This is a genomic window from Bacillus sp. CFBP9009, from assembly GCF_036541465.1.
Lineage (GTDB): Bacteria > Bacillota > Bacilli > Bacillales > DSM-1321 > Peribacillus.
Map to the genome: position 1 here is coordinate 416300 of NZ_JAZHFU010000003.1, position 17479 is coordinate 433778.

General features: G+C 42.4%; 18 protein-coding genes. 15 read left to right on the forward strand and 3 right to left on the reverse strand.

Annotated features, from left to right (window positions below):
• Positions 1 to 98: 98 nt before the first annotated feature.
• From V3595_RS11350 to V3595_RS11405, 12 genes are all read left to right on the forward strand, one after another.
• A complete protein-coding gene (locus V3595_RS11350; protein WP_485907292.1) occupies positions 99 to 1328 on the forward strand; it encodes an acyl-CoA dehydrogenase in 1230 nt (409 codons plus the stop codon).
• Positions 1325 to 2098, forward strand: a complete 774-nt coding sequence (locus tag V3595_RS11355; protein ID WP_402900717.1) for an SDR family oxidoreductase — start codon at positions 1325 to 1327, stop codon at positions 2096 to 2098. Before V3595_RS11350 ends, V3595_RS11355 begins: the two co-directional genes overlap by 4 nt.
• A 37-nt stretch (positions 2099 to 2135) precedes the next feature.
• Complete coding sequence (locus V3595_RS11360) at positions 2136 to 3746, forward strand: long-chain-fatty-acid--CoA ligase (protein WP_485907586.1); 1611 nt, start codon at positions 2136 to 2138, stop codon at positions 3744 to 3746.
• A 66-nt stretch (positions 3747 to 3812) separates the two neighbouring features.
• Complete coding sequence (locus V3595_RS11365) at positions 3813 to 4376, forward strand: TetR/AcrR family transcriptional regulator (RefSeq protein ID WP_402900711.1); 564 nt, start codon at positions 3813 to 3815, stop codon at positions 4374 to 4376.
• A gap of 43 nt (positions 4377 to 4419) precedes the next feature.
• The gene (locus V3595_RS11370; RefSeq protein ID WP_402900708.1) at positions 4420 to 5307 is read left to right on the forward strand and encodes a 3-hydroxyacyl-CoA dehydrogenase family protein; all 888 of its coding nucleotides are present in this window, start codon (positions 4420 to 4422) and stop codon (positions 5305 to 5307) included.
• A complete protein-coding gene (locus tag V3595_RS11375; RefSeq protein ID WP_485907295.1) occupies positions 5304 to 6083 on the forward strand; it encodes an enoyl-CoA hydratase in 780 nt (259 codons plus the stop codon). Before V3595_RS11370 ends, V3595_RS11375 begins: the two co-directional genes overlap by 4 nt.
• A gap of 17 nt (positions 6084 to 6100) precedes the next feature.
• Complete coding sequence (locus tag V3595_RS11380) at positions 6101 to 6502, forward strand: acyl-CoA thioesterase (RefSeq protein WP_101224492.1); 402 nt, start codon at positions 6101 to 6103, stop codon at positions 6500 to 6502.
• Positions 6503 to 6521: 19 nt separating this feature from the next.
• Positions 6522 to 7583 (forward strand): phosphotransferase family protein, encoded by a 1062-nt coding sequence (locus V3595_RS11385; RefSeq protein ID WP_485907297.1) that lies wholly within the window; start codon positions 6522 to 6524, stop codon positions 7581 to 7583.
• Between the two features lie 3 nt (positions 7584 to 7586).
• Positions 7587 to 8345: a 2-phosphosulfolactate phosphatase gene (locus V3595_RS11390; protein WP_485907299.1), complete on the forward strand. Its 759-nt coding sequence runs from the start codon at positions 7587 to 7589 to the stop codon at positions 8343 to 8345.
• A gap of 28 nt (positions 8346 to 8373) precedes the next feature.
• Positions 8374 to 9153: an SDR family NAD(P)-dependent oxidoreductase gene (locus tag V3595_RS11395; RefSeq protein WP_485907301.1), complete on the forward strand. Its 780-nt coding sequence runs from the start codon at positions 8374 to 8376 to the stop codon at positions 9151 to 9153.
• Positions 9154 to 9170: 17 nt separating this feature from the next.
• The gene (locus V3595_RS11400; protein WP_485907303.1) at positions 9171 to 9950 is read left to right on the forward strand and encodes an enoyl-CoA hydratase/isomerase family protein; all 780 of its coding nucleotides are present in this window, start codon (positions 9171 to 9173) and stop codon (positions 9948 to 9950) included.
• 16 nt (positions 9951 to 9966) lie between these two features.
• On the forward strand, positions 9967 to 10944 hold the full coding sequence (locus V3595_RS11405) for a quinone oxidoreductase family protein (RefSeq protein WP_485907305.1): 978 nt from the start codon (positions 9967 to 9969) through the stop codon (positions 10942 to 10944).
• Between the two features lie 60 nt (positions 10945 to 11004).
• Here V3595_RS11405 and V3595_RS11410 read toward each other — a convergent pair whose 3' ends face one another.
• Positions 11005 to 11340 carry a DUF3905 domain-containing protein gene (locus V3595_RS11410; protein ID WP_137018891.1) on the reverse strand — a complete coding sequence of 112 codons (336 nt, stop codon included), beginning with the start codon at positions 11338 to 11340 and terminating at the stop codon, positions 11005 to 11007.
• A gap of 123 nt (positions 11341 to 11463) precedes the next feature.
• Between V3595_RS11410 and V3595_RS11415 the strand changes: the two genes are divergently transcribed.
• Both V3595_RS11415 and V3595_RS11420 read left to right on the forward strand, forming a co-directional pair.
• Positions 11464 to 11622 (forward strand): hypothetical protein, encoded by a 159-nt coding sequence (locus tag V3595_RS11415; RefSeq protein WP_094246584.1) that lies wholly within the window; start codon positions 11464 to 11466, stop codon positions 11620 to 11622.
• Entirely contained in the window at positions 11622 to 11768 is a 147-nt protein-coding gene (locus V3595_RS11420) for a hypothetical protein (protein ID WP_157831111.1), read from the forward strand. Before V3595_RS11415 ends, V3595_RS11420 begins: the two co-directional genes overlap by 1 nt.
• A gap of 37 nt (positions 11769 to 11805) precedes the next feature.
• Here the strand turns inward: V3595_RS11420 and V3595_RS11425 are convergent, their stop codons facing one another.
• Together V3595_RS11425 and V3595_RS11430 are read right to left on the reverse strand one after the other, a co-directional pair.
• Positions 11806 to 13566 (reverse strand): B12-binding domain-containing radical SAM protein, encoded by a 1761-nt coding sequence (locus V3595_RS11425; RefSeq protein ID WP_485907307.1) that lies wholly within the window; start codon positions 13564 to 13566, stop codon positions 11806 to 11808.
• Between the two features lie 194 nt (positions 13567 to 13760).
• The gene (locus V3595_RS11430; protein WP_485907309.1) at positions 13761 to 14786 is read right to left on the reverse strand and encodes an acyltransferase family protein; all 1026 of its coding nucleotides are present in this window, start codon (positions 14784 to 14786) and stop codon (positions 13761 to 13763) included.
• Between the two features lie 270 nt (positions 14787 to 15056).
• On the opposite strand from V3595_RS11430, the gene V3595_RS11435 reads away from it, so the two are divergent.
• Positions 15057 to 17216 carry a PAS domain S-box protein gene (locus V3595_RS11435; RefSeq protein ID WP_485907311.1) on the forward strand — a complete coding sequence of 720 codons (2160 nt, stop codon included), beginning with the start codon at positions 15057 to 15059 and terminating at the stop codon, positions 17214 to 17216.
• Positions 17217 to 17479 lie beyond the last annotated feature (263 nt).

Sequence of the window (17479 nt, forward strand, 5' to 3'; positions counted from 1 at the left end):
ATAAATGATTTAATTGTTGAAAAAATCTGAATGTTATGTATATACTTTAAAAGTAATAACATACTAACCGGTTAGTAAGTTTAAAAGGAGGAATCAATTTGAACTTTGAACATACTCAAAAGGTGAAAAACTTGGAAAAGAAGTTAACGGAATTCATGGAAAAGCATGTATACCCAAATGAATCAATATACAAAAAGCAGCTCGAAGCACAGAAGAGCCGCTGGAGTGAAATACCCCCGATATTATCTGAATTGACGGCAAAGGCAAAGGAAGAAGGATTATGGAATTTATTTTTACCTGATAGCGATTATGGTGCGGGTTTAACAAATCTAGAATATGCCCCGCTTTGTGAAATCATGGGTAGGTCGACGATAGGACCTGAAATCTTCAACTGTAATGCGCCGGACACTGGTAATATGGAAGTGTTGGTGAGATACGGCTCAGATGAACATAAAGAACGCTGGCTGAAGCCCTTGCTTGCTGGGGAAATCCGCTCATGCTTCTCGATGACGGAACCGGAAGTGGCGTCTTCCGATGCGACCAATATCGAATGCAGGATAGAAAAGACGGGTAATGAGTATGTCATAAACGGCCGAAAATGGTGGTCTTCAGGAGCAGGCGATCCTCGATGCAAGATTGCCATCGTCATGGGTAAGACAGATCCTGAGGCGTCCAAGCATGAACAACAGTCAATGATTCTTGTACCGCTGGATACACCGGGTGTCAAAATCGAGAGAATGCTCCCTGTGTTTGGCTATGATCATGCCCCGCATGGCCATGCTGAAATCACTTTTGAAAATGTGAGGGTCCCGGCAACGAATATTCTATGGGGGGAAGGTAAAGGATTTGCAATTGCCCAAGGACGACTCGGACCCGGGAGGATACATCATTGCATGAGGCTGATCGGCGCTGCTGAAAGAGCACTTGAAGAATTATGTAAGCGTATTCAAAATCGTGTCGCTTTTGGTAAAACATTGGCGAGACAAGGTGTGATCATGGAGTGGGTTGCCGATTCACGGATTGAAATCGAACAAGCAAGACTTCTGACCCTAAAAGCCGCTTATATGATGGATACTGTCGGGAACAAGGAAGCGAAGGCGGAGATTGCCATGATAAAAGTGGTGGCACCAAATATGGCATTGAAAGTGCTGGACAGGGCCATCCAAGGCTTTGGAGCTGCAGGGATTTCCGATGATTTCCCTTTTGCTGCACATTGGGCAAATGCACGGACATTAAGGCTTGCTGATGGTCCCGATGAAGTTCACCGCTCACAAGTTGCTAAAATAGAACTTCGAAAATACCAACAAAAGCATGAGGTGAAAATATGAAAGTTACCGACTTATTCGATCTAACTGGAAAGACGGCGATCATAACCGGCGGAGGGAGAGGATTGGGAGCACAAATAGCGACCGGCTTTGCCGAAGCTGGGGCAAATGTCGTTCTTTGTTCAAGGAAGAAGGAGGCATGCGACGAAGTTGCTTCGCAAATCGAAAAGCTTGGAGTCAAGGCGCTTTCCTTCAAGTGTGATATCACCAATCCGTCAGATGTACAGGAGGTTGTTAACGAAACTTACCGTGAATTCGGTGCCATCGACATTTTAGTAAACAATAGCGGGGCATCCTGGGGGGCACCGGCCGTCGACATGCCCCTTGAAGCGTGGCAGAAGGTGATGAATGTCAATGTAACCGGAACCTTTATCATGAGCCAGACAGCAGGCAGGGTCATGATTGAGCAGGGACATGGGAAAATCATAAACATCGCTTCCGTCGCCGGATTAGGGGGGACCGACCCTAGGGTGCTCGATACGGTCGGATATAATACGAGTAAAGGGGCGGTCATTACTTTAACAAAGGATTTAGCTGTTAAATGGGGTCAGCATAATATCAATGTAAATGCAATCGCACCTGGATTCTTTCCGACAAAAATGACGAAAGGGGTTCTTGAGCAAGGGAAGAATCCTATCTTGGATTCCACGCCGCTAAAAAGATTAGGGAGTGATGATGATTTAAAAGGGGCAGCGGTTTTCCTTGCCTCGAAGGCATCTGATTTTGTGACTGGAAATATCTTGATTGTCGATGGGGGTTCACATGCAAAGTAATGAAAGGTAAGAAAATATGGCTGGAGGGTATGAAATGATGAATGAAAAAAAATGGCTGTCCGTTTATCCTGATTCAATTTCAAAGGAAATAAATGTCCCTGAGTTTCCGATGCAAAGAATCCTTCAAAATGCATGTCAGTCCTATCCAAACAATACAGCTATTACTTTTTATGACCGAAAGATATCCTATCAGGAACTTTTTCATGCATCGCAAGCCTTTGCTTCAGCCCTGCAAAAAAAAGGTGTTCAAAAAGGCGACCGTGTCGCCATCATGCTGCCTAACTGTCCGCAATACGTCATTGCGTATTATGGTTCGTTGACAACAGGAGCGATTATCACCCAAATCAACCCAATGCTGGTTGAAAGGGAGCTGCAGCATATTTTACAGGACTCCGGTGCAGAAACGATCGTGGTATTGGACGGATTATACCCGAAAGTGAAAAGTGTTCAGCAACATGCAAACCTGAAAAATATTATCGCCGTAAGCCTTCAGCCTTCGGAAGCAGATTTCCAGCCTGATGCTTCTTTTGACCAATTCATGAAGACAGGAGACGGGAAAATCAATCCAGTATCAATCGATCCGGAAAATGATATAGCCGTTCTTCAGTACACAGGTGGGACGACTGGCCGTTCAAAAGGGGCGATGCTGACTCACAGCAATATTCTGGCCAATGTCGTTCAATCGTATGAATTCTTCAAGCATGAATTAAAAATGGGCTCTGAAAGAACGCTGTCGGTCATCCCGCTTTTTCATGTTTTTGGAATGACGTCCGCAATGAATTTATCCGTGTATATCGCGGGTGACTCGATCATGCTGCCACGATTTGAAATAGAAGAAGTGCTGGAAACGATAAAGCGTGAACAGCCGACCACTTTTCCTGGTGTACCTACCATGTATGTAGCGTTGACGAATCACCCGAAGGCAGAAGAATATGGAATGGGCTCAATTCAGGTCTGTAACAGCGGAAGTGCACCGATGCCCGTGGAACTGCTGCGTGAGTTCGAACGAAAATCAGGTGCAAAGATATTGGAAGGCTACGGTCTTACGGAAGCTTCGCCAACAACTCATTGTAACCCGGTATTTGCAAAAAGGAAGCCGGGGAGCGTCGGGATCGGAATCCCTTCGACTGAATATAAAGTGATGGACCTGGGAGACGGGACAAAAGAAGTGGCCACTGGCGAAATGGGGGAATTGGTCGTCAAAGGACCACAAGTGATGAAAGGGTACTGGAATATGCCGGAGGAAACGGCGGTAACCCTTAGGGATGGTTGGCTTTATACGGGTGATATCGCCAAAGTTGATGAAGACGGGTATCTCTATATTGTCGACAGGAAAAAAGATTTGATCATCGCAAGTGGTTATAATATATATCCGCGAGATGTGGAGGAAGTGCTTTATGAACATCCTGCTGTCCAGGAAGCGGTTGTCATCGGCGTTCCGGATGCGTACCGAGGGGAGTCGGTAAAAGCGGTGCTTGTACTTAAAAATAATAAAACGGCAAATGAACGGGAAATCATCGATTACTGCCGTGCCAACCTATCGGCCTATAAAGTTCCGCATTTCGTTGAATTTCGTGAAGAGTTACCGAAAACAAATGTCGGAAAGATTTTAAGGCGGGCTTTAAGAGAAGAACTTTCCAGGAAATAAGTGGGCTTTGATAGTACGAAAGCGTATGATATCAATTCAGCTTTAACAGATTGCGAGGGTGCTTACATGAAAGAAAAAATGACAGAACATAGCATACGCTTATTTGAAAAGAAGGGCTTTAGTGAAACGTCGATTTCTGATATCGTCGAATCGGTCGGGGTGACGAAGGGAACGTTTTATTATTACTTTACGAGCAAAGAGCAATTGCTTATGGATATTCATCTCGCTTATATAGACGAGTTGCTTAGTGAGCAGGAAATGATCATATCGGAACCTGGGAAAAGCTGTAAGGATAAGCTTTACGATATGGTATATATGCTTTTAAAAAGCATCAAAACCAAAAAATCCAGCGCAACGGTCTTTTTCCGTGAAATGAAAAATCTAAGTGATGAAAAACTTGCACAAATCCTTCCTAAGCGGGATGAGTTCCGTAATAAAATCGAGCAAGTGCTGATTAGCGGCATCGAGAGCGGAGAACTACGTTCCAATCTCGATGCATCCATCATCTCTTTTGCTATTTTGGGTGTAGCCAATTGGAGCTATCATTGGTTCGACCCAGAAGGTGAAAAAACCGAACAGGAAGTTGCATCCATTTTTATGGGAATGATTCTGCACGGAATTGAAGCGTGACCAGGTCACATACTAACCAGTTAGTAGAAGGGAGATAGAAGGCATGGCCAACAAGCAAATTCAATCGATAACCGTAATTGGGGCCGGGCAGATGGGACATCAAATTGCGATGCTTGCTGCACTTGGAGGTTACGAAACGATTCTTCAGGATGTTCAGGAAAAAGCGTTGAATACAGCCAAAGAAAAATTGGACGTCATTTTGACTAAATGGGTTCAAAAAGGAAAATTGTCTGAAGATCGTAAATTGGCTGCTTTTAGCCGTCTTCAATATACTACCGATCTTGAGAAAGCGGCGAGTGGAGCTGATCTGATCATTGAAGCGGTAGTTGAAAAACTTGATGTGAAACAGGAGGTCTTCGCTAAACTTGAAGAATTCGCCCCCGCGGAAACCATTTTTGCAACGAATAGTTCAACGATCGTCAATAGCCTGCTTGCGAGTGTGACGAATCGTCCGGATAAGTTTATTAATATGCATTTCTTTTTTCCGCCTCTAGTAATGGATTGCGTTGAGGTTGTCATGAGTGATCAAACATCGGAGGAAACAGCCAAGCTTGCGATGGAAGTGACAGAGAAAATGAATAGGACAGGAGTTTTGTTGAGGAAAGAGATATCGGGATTCGTAGCCAATCGAATTTTGGGAGCGTTGCAGCGTGAGGCCTTATATTTGTATGAAGAAGGAATTGTGGATTATAAGGATATCGATTTAATTTGCAGGAAAGCTTTAGGTCATCCCATCGGCCCTTTTGAACTGATGGATCTATCAGGTATTGATGTAGGATATTTTGTCATGCAGCAGCGATACAATGAAACTGGAAATCCAGAAGACAAGCCAAATGCTTGTATAGCAGAAAAGGTGAATAAGGGACATTTAGGAAGGAAAACAGGAAAAGGCTGGTATGATTATCCAAATCAAGGAGTGAAGAATCGATGACAAAATTAATTAGAGTGGTTAAGGAAAATAAGCTTGCGGTCATCACCATCGATAATCCTCCATTAAACGTAATCAGTAAACAAGTATTCAGAGACTTGGGAGAAACATTCGATGAACTTTCAAAAGATAATGAAACTGTTGCGGTACTCATAACAGGTGCAGGCAATATCGCATTTGCGGCTGGTGCTGATATAAAAGAATTCCCTAGCATGATGGGGAACCCGAATATGAAGGAAATGGTAAAGGAAGGTCATGCCGTCCTAACCAAAATCGACCAGTTTCCTAAACCTACAATAGCTGTATTAAACGGCCTGACTTTGGGCGGCGGATGTGAACTGGCTCTGGCCTGTGATTTGCGAGTGGCTGAAACACAGGTTCAAATTGGTCTGCCGGAAGTGAAATTAGGCTTATTTCCTAGAGCTGGCGGTACACAGCGTTTGTCCAGACTTGTCGGAAACGCAAAGGCAAAAGAGATTATATTTACCGGTGACCCGCTAGGTGCCATAGAAGCGGAAAAGATCGGGCTTGTCAATAAAGTCGTCGAGCAAGGCTGCGGCTTATCGGAAGCGAAAATCTTGGCCTCACGAATGACAAGGCACTCACTTCAGGCACTTTCGAGAATCAAGAAGGCGATTAATGAAGGAAGTGAAGCCACACTTGAACAAGGTCTGGAGATTGAAACGAATCTTTTTGAAGAAATCTTCCAAACTGAAGATGTTAAAGAAGGGGTTTCCGCTTTCTTGGATAAACGTAAACCTGCTTTTGTACATCGTTAATTTCAAGGAGGGGTCTTATGCATGAATTGGAAGTCGACGTCCGTTTTTCCGAAACGGATGCTTTGGGCCACATCAATAACACAAGCTATTTCATTTACCTCGAAGAAGCGCGCATGAAATTTTTTGAAGCTTTGGGCTTAGCGACGAATGTCGAGTCATGGAACTTTTTGTTAGCCTCCACTAAATGCGACTTTATTGCTCAGGGATATTTCAATCAACTCTTGACCATTCGTTCATCTATAAAAAAGGTAGGGACGAAAAGTTGTGAAATGGCCCATGATATCCTCTGCTCACAAACTGGGGAAATCATTGCTAAGGGAAGTGCAGTTTTAGTCTGTTTTAATTTTTTGAATCAAAAAAGTGAACCTATTCCTGAAATGATTAAAGAAAAACTCATTTCACATCTTGTTCATAATTAGAATGAAGGAGTGGAAGAACATGGTTGACGATACGATTCCTGTTCGGCCCGGCGAGGAACTGAATATTGATGCACTAGAAGGTTTCCTAAGAAAAAATATATTGGACCTTCCAAATGAGCCATTAGAATTGCAACAATTTTCAACGGGCTATTCCAATTTGACCTATCAGCTGAAAATGGGCGAGTGGGAGGCTGTTCTCAGAAGGCCTCCGCTTGGTCCTGTTGCGCCAAAGGCACATGATATGAAGCGTGAACATCATATCCTTTCTTCAATCAACCCATATTTCCAAGCGGCTCCCGAGCCTATTCTGTTCTCGGATGACGAATCGATTGCCGGGGCCCCTTTTTTCCTAATGGAAAGGAAACATGGAATTGTAATAGATACCGAATTTCCTAAGGAAATCGAGCCAACTGTCGAAAAGTGCCGACAGCTTTCTCATGTCATGGTCAATCGGCTTGCTGATCTTCACTCAATTCCCTATGAGAAAACTGCGTTGGTGGAAATCTCCAAACCTGAAGGGTTCATTGAAAGACAAGTGCGCGGATGGATTTCCCGCTATGAGAGAGCAAAAACTGATGAAATCAAGGAAATTCGACCGCTTATCGATTATTTTCAACAGTATATCCCAAAACATAGCCAGACTTCTATTATCCATTATGACTATAAGATCAATAATGCCATGTTTAACCAGGACCTTACAGAGATGGTTGGTTTATTTGATTGGGAAATGTCCACCGTTGGTGATCCGTTAGCCGATCTAGGAGTGGCTTTAAGCTACTGGACGGAAAGCGGTGATCCGGAACTTATCAAAATCGGTGTGGGTAAAGCGTCCGTCACGACTTTACCTGGTTTCCCGACACGAAGGGAATTTATCGAGATGTATGCAGCTAGAAGCGGCAGGGATGTTTCCAACGTCGATTTTTATTTAACATTCGGTTACTTTAAGTTGGCTGTCATTCTTCAGCAAATCTATTATCGATATAAAAAAGGCCAGACTAATGATCCCCGTTTCTCCAATCTCGGAAAAACGGTTAAAAGCTTACTCACTCATGCAGCAAATGTAGCTGCGAAGGAAGTTTAATATATGGAATATATACAAAACATTCATTTGCTGCTAAAAAAAGAAGAGATAGATGGGGAAAAGCTTCAAGAAGGGGAGAAAGTTGCGGTCGTACTTGATGTGTTATTAGCGACCACTACGATTATTTCAGCACTTCATGAGGGAGCACGCCAGGTGATACCTGTCATGGATCCAATGGATGCCTTGGTGAAAAGCCAGGAATTGGACCATGGGGATGTTGTAGTGGCAGGGGAACTGAAAGCTAAGCCGGTTGATGATTTAATGTATCCGAGTCCGACGCTATTGAGTAAGTTGGTACGCGGCAAAACATTAATACTTTCCACGACTAATGGAACGGTTGCGTTGAGAAATTCAGCCTCTGCCCAAAAGGTTTATATCGCTTCTTTGTTGAATAATCCGTCTGTTGCGGAAAAAATAAAAAAACATCATAAAACAGAAACGATCATCATCGTTTGCTCGGGAAACTCAGGTGAATTCAGTCTGGAAGATTTTTACGGTGCAGGCCATTTGATAGATTGCCTGATTGCTGGATCGCAAGGCTCGTTCATACTCAACGATGCAGCAAAGGCTGCCAATGCGCTTTATCGCACGAATAGCGAAAATGCCTTTGATATCCTGAAATCATCGTATGTCGGACAGCTGTTTGACAAACATAGTTTGATCGCCGATTTAGAATTGGCGGCGCAAAAAGGTTCGTTGGATCTTGTCCCGGAGTTGGTGGATGGAAGGATCGAAGCTGAATTGAAAAGGCAGGAAACGTAGTTCAAAATCCAGATAAGGAGTGAAGGGGATGAGGTTTTCACAATCAATAGCGGTGGTGACAGGTGCAGGCTCCGGTATTGGGAAAGCTACAGCGATGCGCCTATCGGACGAAGGGGCAAAAGTGTTGTTGGTAGGGCGGACGAAAGGAAAGCTGGAGGAAGCAGCTGCAGAAATCAATGCCAGGCATACGATTCCCGTGGCCGACATTTTCCCTGCAGATGTTACCGTCGAGGAGGATGTAAAAGAGCTGGCCATGTATGTAAAGGAACAATATCGTGACCTTCACATTTTAATCAATAACGCAGGTGGATCAAAGTCCTCGAAGCTTTTGGATACATCTGCGGCTGATTGGGATATGATTCAGCATGTCAATTTGAAAAGTGTCTTTCTTGTTTCCAAGTACTTGGGGAAAGTGATGGAAGAAGGAGCGGGCAGTGGTAATGAAGGCTCTGCCAATCGGGCAATCGTGAATGTGGCTTCACTGTCAGGGCATCAGGCAGGGGCATTCATCCCGCATTACAGCTCTGCAAAAGCAGGTGTCATCAGTTTAACTAAATCATTGGCACTGGAACTCGCTGCAGTCGGCATTCGGGTCAATTCCGTATCACCTGGATTCATTGAAACTCCGTTAACGGAGGATGGATTGCAAAATGAAAAATTCGTAAAGTCCATTCAACGGAACACGGCACTGGAAAGAGTGGGGAAAGCGGAGGAAATAAGTAATGTCATTACCTTTGCTGCTTCACCGGAGGCTTCCTATATGACTGGGACGGATTTATTGGTGGATGGCGGCTGGTTGATCAAATAGAAAAAGGGGATGGGTAAATGTTAAAAGAACACTTAGTGACAGAAGTAATCGATAATGTAATGATCCTGACTTTGAATCGTCCTGAAAGCTTGAATGCGTTTAGTCCGGATATGATTGCAAGCTTAACGAAAGCGATTAAGGATGTAAAACATACACCACATATAAGGGCCGTCATCATCAAAGGGGCGGGAAGGTCGTTCACTGCAGGAGGAGACGTAAAGTCGATGGGGAAGGCCTCTGCAGGTCAATTGTATGATCATGTCGGCAGAATGAACGAATGCATAATGGCTCTGGATGCTTCTGAGGTTCCCGTAATCGCTGCCGTCCATGGATTTGCGGCAGGAGCAGGATTCAATTTGGCACTCGCTTGTGATTTGATCGTTGCTTCCGATGATAGTCAATTTGCCATGAGTTTTTCACAGGTAGGCCTGATTTCTGATGGAGGGGGTTCTTATTTTTTACCTAAATTAGTAGGGCCCCACCTTGCAAAGCAGCTCTTCTTTTCTGCCGAACCGATTTCTGCGGAGCGCTTATACGAGTTAGGTGTCATTAATTATATATACCCACTCAATCAACTTGAAGAAGAATCATTGAAACTTGCGGAAAAGCTGGCAAATGGACCGACAAAAGCTTATGGAATGATGAAAAAGCTCGTTAGCCATTCATTTACGGCTACACTTGATGAAATACTCGAACAGGAGCGCATCACGCAAACCTTGATGGCTTCAACAGAAGATCATTTGGAGGGAGTTGCAGCATTCAAAGAAAAGAGAAAACCGGAATTTACAGGGAATTAATAAGGGAGGGATAAAGATGAGAGCCATTCATTTTGAAGAATACGGCGGACCGGAAGTACTGAAATTGACTGAAATGGAAAGACCAGTGCCAACTGGGCATGAAGTTCTGATTGAAATCGATTGTGTCGGCGTCAATTATGCAGATACAGCCAGAAGGGAAGGGCAATATGTAGTACCTACGCCGCTTCCGTTCATTCCAGGTGCGGAAGTGGCTGGCGTTGTGGTGGAAGTTGGTGGAAAGGTGACTAAAATCAAACCTGGTACAAGGGTCGTGAGTTTAATTGAATCAGGTGGATATTCAGAATACGCCCTATCTGATGAATTCTCGGCCATTCCGCTTCCTGATGCCATTCAGTTCCATGAAGCTGTTGCCCTGCCCCTTCAAGGTCTGAGCGCCTATCATATTTTAAAGACAATGGGACGCATGCAACAGGGGGATACGGTATTGGTCCATGCTGCTGCAGGTGGAGTAGGAACGATTGCTGTCCAGCTAGCCAAAATCTTCGGGGCTGGAAAAGTGATTGCCACAGCCAGCACAGTGGAAAAGTTGGAACTGGCTAAAGAGATTGGCGCAGATGAACTCATCGATTACACGAAAGAAGGATGGGAAATGGAAGTCCGTGAGGTCACGGGAGGAAAGGGAGTCGACGTGGCGCTGGAAATGGCTGGAGGGGATATTTTCAATAAAACATTGAAATGTTTGGCACCATTTGGACGTCTAGTTGTTTTTGGTAATGCCAGCCGTAAGCCATATACGATGAACCCGCAGCAATTAATGAGGCGCAATCAATCCGTCGTAGGTTTTTTCCTGCCACAGATCATGAAACACCCAGATTTACTGTTGCCTAGCATTCAAGAACTTTTTGCATACGTCGCGTCTGGGGAACTTAAGCTAACCATCGGCGGCATCTATCCAATTGAAAACGCAGCAGCCGTCCATGAGGAAATGAACGCCCGTCAAACAAAAGGGAAGTTGATTTTGCAGGTTAAATGAGAAGAAGGGGTGTGATGCACCCCTTGTATGATAATGGGATTTTTGCCCTTCTAGAACGACTCAATCCGTATCGGTGCTGACATCTTTATCGGGATGCATGAAAGGCGGCTGGGGTGCTCTTTTAGCCTCTAACAATTCACGGTTTTCAGTGGAATTCCAGCCTATATCATTGGTGGGGTGTATCCATTCGTCTCCAGCCATGATTTCCGGATCTGTATCTTCACTCCAATTTTCAAGTGGTGAGTTTTCGGATGCATATTTACTGTCGCCGATGACGACTCCATAATCATTAACGAATGGAGCCTGTGGTTTTATGCCGGTTCCTTTAAAGCTTGGTGCGTTAATTTGGTGTGGTTGTGTATCGTCGATAATTGGTGAATCCAATTTTTTTTTCATATAGCGTCTCCCTTTCCGTTTTACGGTTATTTTTCTCGTCTGTCCCTATATTATCCCTGAATAATTTCCGGCATTTTTACCCCATTCTAAAGATGTAAACTATATTAAAAAGGGTGGATGAAAATGAAACGGAAAGCCAATGTGGATGGTGCTGTCAAAGCAAGTAAAACGCCAAAAAGAAACCAAGCTGAAAATGAATTTTCCAATGAGTTCGCAATGGAGGAAAACGCAATGAAAGGTGCCAACCGCAATTCAAAGCAAGGCAGAAAAGGAAGAAGTTAATGGATAAAGAAAAACGGGACAGCGGGGAAAAGATGGGGGAACATGTACGAACGGAATTTGGAATTGAATTCAGCGGCGATATGAACGCAACAAAAATTTATGAAATTTTGGCAAAAGAAAATAAAAAACGTGAAAGTGATAAGTAAATTAGGACGGACCCAATTCTTGGGTCCGTCCTTATTCTTAAAGAATGATGCTGCCAGATTTTGAGAGAGGGAAAATCGTTGATCCCTTACCACTCGGATCAAAATAGGCAAGCATGAACGATGGTTTATCGACGATTGTTCCCTCAGATATATACGTTTCCAGATCAAAGGGAAGTTCCTCGAGCAATGTGTGTTTGTGTATTTCCTTTTCATTAAGGGCCAAAGCTGTGAAAGAGGAACCAAGCTGTTCAGGGTTATTCAGAATATCTTCATATATCTCTTTCCGCCCATTTTTATCTAATGAAGCTTCCCACCAAGGTTTACGTGGTTTGTATTTTTGATTCATGAAATAATCCAATTTCATGAGTCCGATAATGTTTTTCAGTTCGGCAGATTCCCGGGAAGCCAAAAACTGCTGTAAACGTCTGAACAAGTCTTCAAGCTGATGTCCGATTCGTGACCACCCTTGTTCATCCCAATAGGTACCGAAATCTTGAAAGAAGTCGAACGGTGATTGAAATACCGTTTGGACAAGATATTCCGTGGTATGGTCCATTCTATGATCGTTCCAGTATTTTTCAAGGACATCTTCAACTTGTTTAATGCGGACAATGTCATCGAAGGATAAAACATTATTCCCCAGGATTTCATAGGGAGCATGTTCGCTGTATATATATTGGTGTTCATCGGCACGTATCCGTAAGCCAGTGCCTCGAAGCATCTTTAAGAAACCAAGCTGCATCTCTTCGGGTCTGAGCTCGAAAACATCATTGAAGGTCTTTCTGAAAGAATGATAATCTTCTTCTGGTAAACCGGCAATAAGGTCTAAATGCTGATCAATTTTTTGACCTTCTTTTACCATGGTTACGGTCCTTGTCAGTTTTTCGAAATTCTGCCTTCTCATAACTAGATCATTCGTATGATCATTCGTCGATTGTACCCCTATTTCAAAGCGGAACAAACCTGCTGGGGCATTATCGTTCAAGAACTGGATAACTTCCGGACGCATGATGTCCGCCGTGATCTCGAATTGGAAAACCACACCGGGAAGATGTTCATCGATTAAGAATTGAAACATTTCCATGGCATAGCTTCGGCTAATATTGAAGGTTCGGTCAACGAACTTAATGGTCTTTGCACCATTAGACATTAGGTACCTGATATCTTCTTTAATCTTTTCACGATCAAAATACCTGACACCCACTTCAATCGATGAAAGGCAAAATTGGCAGCTAAAAGGGCAACCTCGGCTAGTTTCGATATAGGTGACACGTTTAGATAGGTCGCCACGGTCTTCCTCCAAACGATATGGAGTAGGGAGGGATTTCAAATCCACCTTGCCGTTCTGAGGCTGGATGATTTTTTTCCCATCCTGCCGATACGCAATGCCGCCGACCTTCTTATAGTCATTCGAACCTTCGATTTCTGATAAAAGGGCCTTGAAGGTGACTTCACCTTCGCCAATTACGATGAAATCAGCCCCGGGAATCTGATCAAGCCATTCCCCAACATCATAGGTGACTTCAGGTCCGCCCAGGATGATAACCAATCCTGGATTGATCTTCTTCAGCATGGCTACGACTTTCATTGTTTCCTCGATGTTCCAAATATAGCAGCTGAACCCGATTACATCAGGTTTTTTTGAATGAAGGTCACCAACTATGTTCATAATCGGATCTTTTATTGTATATTCTGCCAGCTGTACATCATAATCTGGCTGGGCATAAGCTTTTAAATATCGGATGGATAGCGATGTATGGATATATTTTGCATTAAGAGTACTGATTATTATATTCATGTTAAAGGGCGTAAAGTAAACGCCTGACTCCTTTCGTGTACATGTCTTTTTAAGCCAACAAGCACTAACGAGTAATTTTACCATAGCGTGCTTCATTTGAAAAATGAGTTATTGCATTGAAGGGGAATCTTTTCACCTTGAAGGTCGATATGAATTAAAAACGGATAAAGCAGAAAATGCTTCATCCGTTTTATTTAAAAAGCTTGTTTAATATATTCTTTTGTTTTAGTCATGAAACGTTTTGTTTTGGTCACTTTCAATTCGATGATCGGCTGTGCCATCGTAGCGATCATTTCACTTGATAATAACACCGTAATCAAGAAAGAGAGGCCGGCGAGCATGATGAAGCTCTCTGTATTGCTGAAGTATTCCTGTATGGTGCTTTCACGGAAGAACCGAATGAAGAAACCATGCAGCAGATAGACATAAAGGGTTTGTTTACCCCAATTCGTAAAGAAATATTGTCCGCGTGGGATGAATGAAAGGAAGCTGAACACTGAAATTATGCTCAATCCATAAAATCCTAGGCGTTTGAACATGGACACGATTGTCGCATCTTCGAGTTCGGCATATGGTTTCGAACCGAGCAGCCATTTATAATTGATATCGGTATTTAAATAAAAACCGATAAAAATCACTAACATGACACTAAGTGAAGCAAAACGAACTTTGGGAGTGAATAGTTTTTTTAAATGGTCCTTGCTTAAATGGTATCCGATCAAGAACATCGGGAAAAAAACGAATGTCCTGGAGAGACTAAGGTAATTGGAAATATTGTCAATATATCCAATAAATAATGCGATTAAAATAGATAAACCTATGCCTACTGATGGTTTTAGCTTTGAAAAACCAAGCAGCATGATGTTCCAGCAGAATAAACTGATCAAGAACCATAGCGACCATTGGGGATCAAGCAGGTCTACGGTGATGGCAGAGCGTTCATATAAGAAATAATAGTAAACGGTATATATCAATTGGAAAATGATGTAGGGTAAAATCAGTTTTTTAGTAATTTTACCTAAATACCCTTTTTGATAAAAACCTTTCGCAAAGAAGCCTGAAACCAGGATAAAGGCAGGCATGTGAAAGGAATAAATGGTTTTATATAAAGCATAAATCGTTTCACTGTCATGTATATACGTATTCAGCAAATGTCCAAAGACGACAAAAGCCATGAGAATGAACTTGGCGTTATCGAAGAAAAAATCACGTTGTTTCATTGTTGCCTCCATTTAATAAATTTTTAAGGTAGCTAGAAAGAAAGCATTGTTATTTCTTATACCCTAAATACCTTGTACGAAATCAATATTTATTAAATTTATTATAAAAATCTTAAATTAAGCTTAACGCTAAGTTTTATAGTATTCAATATACTATAATTTGATATATAGGATAATTTTGGAATTCTTTGATTTTCGAAAATACCGAGGAAAATCAAGATGGATGTCGAATAAAGTTGGTAAGTAGGGGTTTTGATGAGGGGGGTTAATATGAATATCGGTTATGAGAATGAAACGGAATATAAACAGGAAATTATAAAATTGAATAAACAGATCGAAGGCTTTTTGAATATTTTCAATTCAATGTCAGAGCCTTATATTAGGGTTGATGAGGAACTGCGTATCACTTATGCCAATGATGCCTCATGTGCCCTGCTGGAATCATCGAAAGATCAGCTGGAGTCCATGAAGATAACTGATTTTCTCGATGTCATCCCTTTAAATAATCAGGAAGTGTCAAGTTCCCTAAAAACCTCGAATGAATCTGAAAGGCAAATTATCCAGCTTCATACCGGAGCCCTTAAGCAAATAGAGTTTATACGTATAGGCGATCTTTCCGAAGGACAGCAGTTCTATCGTTTGGGGGATGTGACATTGGATGTTTCTTCGTCAAGGGAAACAAGGATGTCAAGGCAGATGTTTTTGGACATTTTTGATACAGCCATAGAAAGTATCGTCCTATTCGACAGTTCAGGAATAATCATGGAAGTGAACCATGCCTTTATCCATGTCATGGGCATCCCGAAAAAAGAGATTGTCGGCAAGAATATGAGGGACCTCATATCCCCTGATTATCGGGGATATTGGGATGAGAGCATAAAAAGAGCCTTTGATGAGTCGAACTTCAAAGGAGAGGTAGAGATTAAGGTTGGGGATGAACTGCATCACTTTACTTTTTCCATAAGTTCAACGGTAGGAAATGAATTATATATGTCGGTGCTTCGAAGAATTACAGAATCAAATATAATAGAAAAAAAGTTAGAGACGAGCGAACGGATTTTTGCGGAATTATTCGACCAGTCCATGGATGCGATCATATTCTGGAATGACGATGGAATCATTTTTCGGGTCAATCATTCAGCATGTAAAATATTCGAATCCAGCAGAGAGGATTTGATAGGCAGTTATATCTGGAAATACGTGTACAGCAATAATCACCATTTTGGTCAGATGATGGAAACGTTTGGAAGAGACACCCAAGTTCGGGGTGAGCTGATTTATAAAATGCCTAATAACCAAATTAAATTGCTTGAATTGACTGCCAAAAAACATGAAGGTGACGGGTATAACGTAACGATATTTCGAAATGTCAGTGAGCGCTGGCTGATTGAGAAGGAATTAAGGGATAGTGAGAAGAAGTTCAGGAAGATTTTTGAAGGAACATTAGACGGCTTGATTCTCTGGAATCATGAAGGGTTCACCGATATTAATGAAGCGGGTCAAAAAATATTGGAGATTTCAAAGCGTAAACTGCTTTCTTTATCTGTTAAGGGATTCATCAAAAAAATTCCTGAAAATGCTCCTGTCTTGAACGCTCACATTGAAAATGTTTATAAGCATGAGGTCTACTCATCCATCATTCCAATAACATTCGAAGATGGAAGAGTAAAGCATATTGAATTTTTGACAAGGAAAAATTTATATTCGAACCTGAATTTAAGCATTTTCCGAGATGTGAGTAAAAATCTTGAAATGCAGGAACAGATCAGGAAATCGGATACTTTGAATGTCGTTGGTGAACTGGCGGCCGGAATTGCTCACGAAATCAGGAATCCAATGACTGCCTTAAAAGGTTTTATCCAGTTGCTTGAGGATGGTGTCAAGGGGGAGTTTTCCACATATTTTCATGTGATTACATCCGAAATTAAGCGAATCGAATCCATTATCACGGAATTTTTGGTACTGGCAAAGCCGCAGGCGCTAAAAATTTTCAAACAGGATGTTCATACAATATTGAGAGAGACACTAGAATTACTGGCCGCTCAGGCACTGTTGGAAAATATTCAATTCGAGACAGACTTTGAAGAAGAGGAATTTAAGGTTTTATGTGAAGCGAACCAGTTAAAGCAAGTGTTCATTAACATCATCAAAAATGCATTGGAAGTCATGCCGGATGGCGGATCTGTTCAAATTAAAACAAGCAGGTTTTTAGAGAAATACGGTTGCATCTCAATTACCGATAAAGGCATGGGGATTTCAACGGAAATGCTAAAAAAATTGGGTGAACCTTTTTATACGACGAAGGATAGGGGAACCGGACTCGGGCTCATGGTCAGCTATAAAATCATTGAAGAGCACAATGGCTATATAGAAGTGGAAAGCGAAGTGGGAAAAGGGACGAGCTTTCATATTTATTTGCCTTTCGAGTAGAAGATAGTTGCGACATTACTGCCGAATAACTGGCTGACAACGCTAGATGCCTGCTTTGATGCGGCTTGGCAGGCAGTAGGCGGAAAGGGGGCGGATTTCTGAAAATAACTGAAACGCTTTTCGTAAAAATAGGTTCTATCTAATTTATTAAACAAAGGGATTGGAACGGAAAGCGAGTGCCTGGAGTGGACAAATAGTACTTATCCTAAAAAACTGCAGGCAAACTGGCTTTTCTTCGAATTTTCTACAGTCTGGGGAATCCT

Bases quoted from the DNA above. Each gene is read 5' to 3' on its own strand.
- V3595_RS11355 (WP_402900717.1), top strand. From the start codon at position 1,325: ATGAAAGTTACCGACTTATTCGATCTAACTGGAAAGACGGCGATCATA.
- V3595_RS11360 (WP_485907586.1), top strand. From the start codon at position 2,136: ATGAATGAAAAAAAATGGCTGTCCGTTTATCCTGATTCAATTTCAAAG.
- V3595_RS11365 (WP_402900711.1), top strand. From the start codon at position 3,813: ATGAAAGAAAAAATGACAGAACATAGCATACGCTTATTTGAAAAGAAG.
- V3595_RS11370 (WP_402900708.1), top strand. From the start codon at position 4,420: ATGGCCAACAAGCAAATTCAATCGATAACCGTAATTGGGGCCGGGCAG.
- V3595_RS11375 (WP_485907295.1), top strand. From the start codon at position 5,304: ATGACAAAATTAATTAGAGTGGTTAAGGAAAATAAGCTTGCGGTCATC.
- V3595_RS11380 (WP_101224492.1), top strand. From the start codon at position 6,101: ATGCATGAATTGGAAGTCGACGTCCGTTTTTCCGAAACGGATGCTTTG.
- V3595_RS11385 (WP_485907297.1), top strand. From the start codon at position 6,522: ATGGTTGACGATACGATTCCTGTTCGGCCCGGCGAGGAACTGAATATT.
- V3595_RS11390 (WP_485907299.1), top strand. From the start codon at position 7,587: ATGGAATATATACAAAACATTCATTTGCTGCTAAAAAAAGAAGAGATA.
- V3595_RS11395 (WP_485907301.1), top strand. From the start codon at position 8,374: ATGAGGTTTTCACAATCAATAGCGGTGGTGACAGGTGCAGGCTCCGGT.
- V3595_RS11400 (WP_485907303.1), top strand. From the start codon at position 9,171: ATGTTAAAAGAACACTTAGTGACAGAAGTAATCGATAATGTAATGATC.
- V3595_RS11405 (WP_485907305.1), top strand. From the start codon at position 9,967: ATGAGAGCCATTCATTTTGAAGAATACGGCGGACCGGAAGTACTGAAA.
- V3595_RS11410 (WP_137018891.1), bottom strand. From the start codon at position 11,340: ATGAAAAAAAAATTGGATTCACCAATTATCGACGATACACAACCACAC.
- V3595_RS11415 (WP_094246584.1), top strand. From the start codon at position 11,464: ATGAAACGGAAAGCCAATGTGGATGGTGCTGTCAAAGCAAGTAAAACG.
- V3595_RS11420 (WP_157831111.1), top strand. From the start codon at position 11,622: ATGGATAAAGAAAAACGGGACAGCGGGGAAAAGATGGGGGAACATGTA.
- V3595_RS11425 (WP_485907307.1), bottom strand. From the start codon at position 13,566: ATGAATATAATAATCAGTACTCTTAATGCAAAATATATCCATACATCG.
- V3595_RS11430 (WP_485907309.1), bottom strand. From the start codon at position 14,786: ATGAAACAACGTGATTTTTTCTTCGATAACGCCAAGTTCATTCTCATG.
- V3595_RS11435 (WP_485907311.1), top strand. From the start codon at position 15,057: ATGAATATCGGTTATGAGAATGAAACGGAATATAAACAGGAAATTATA.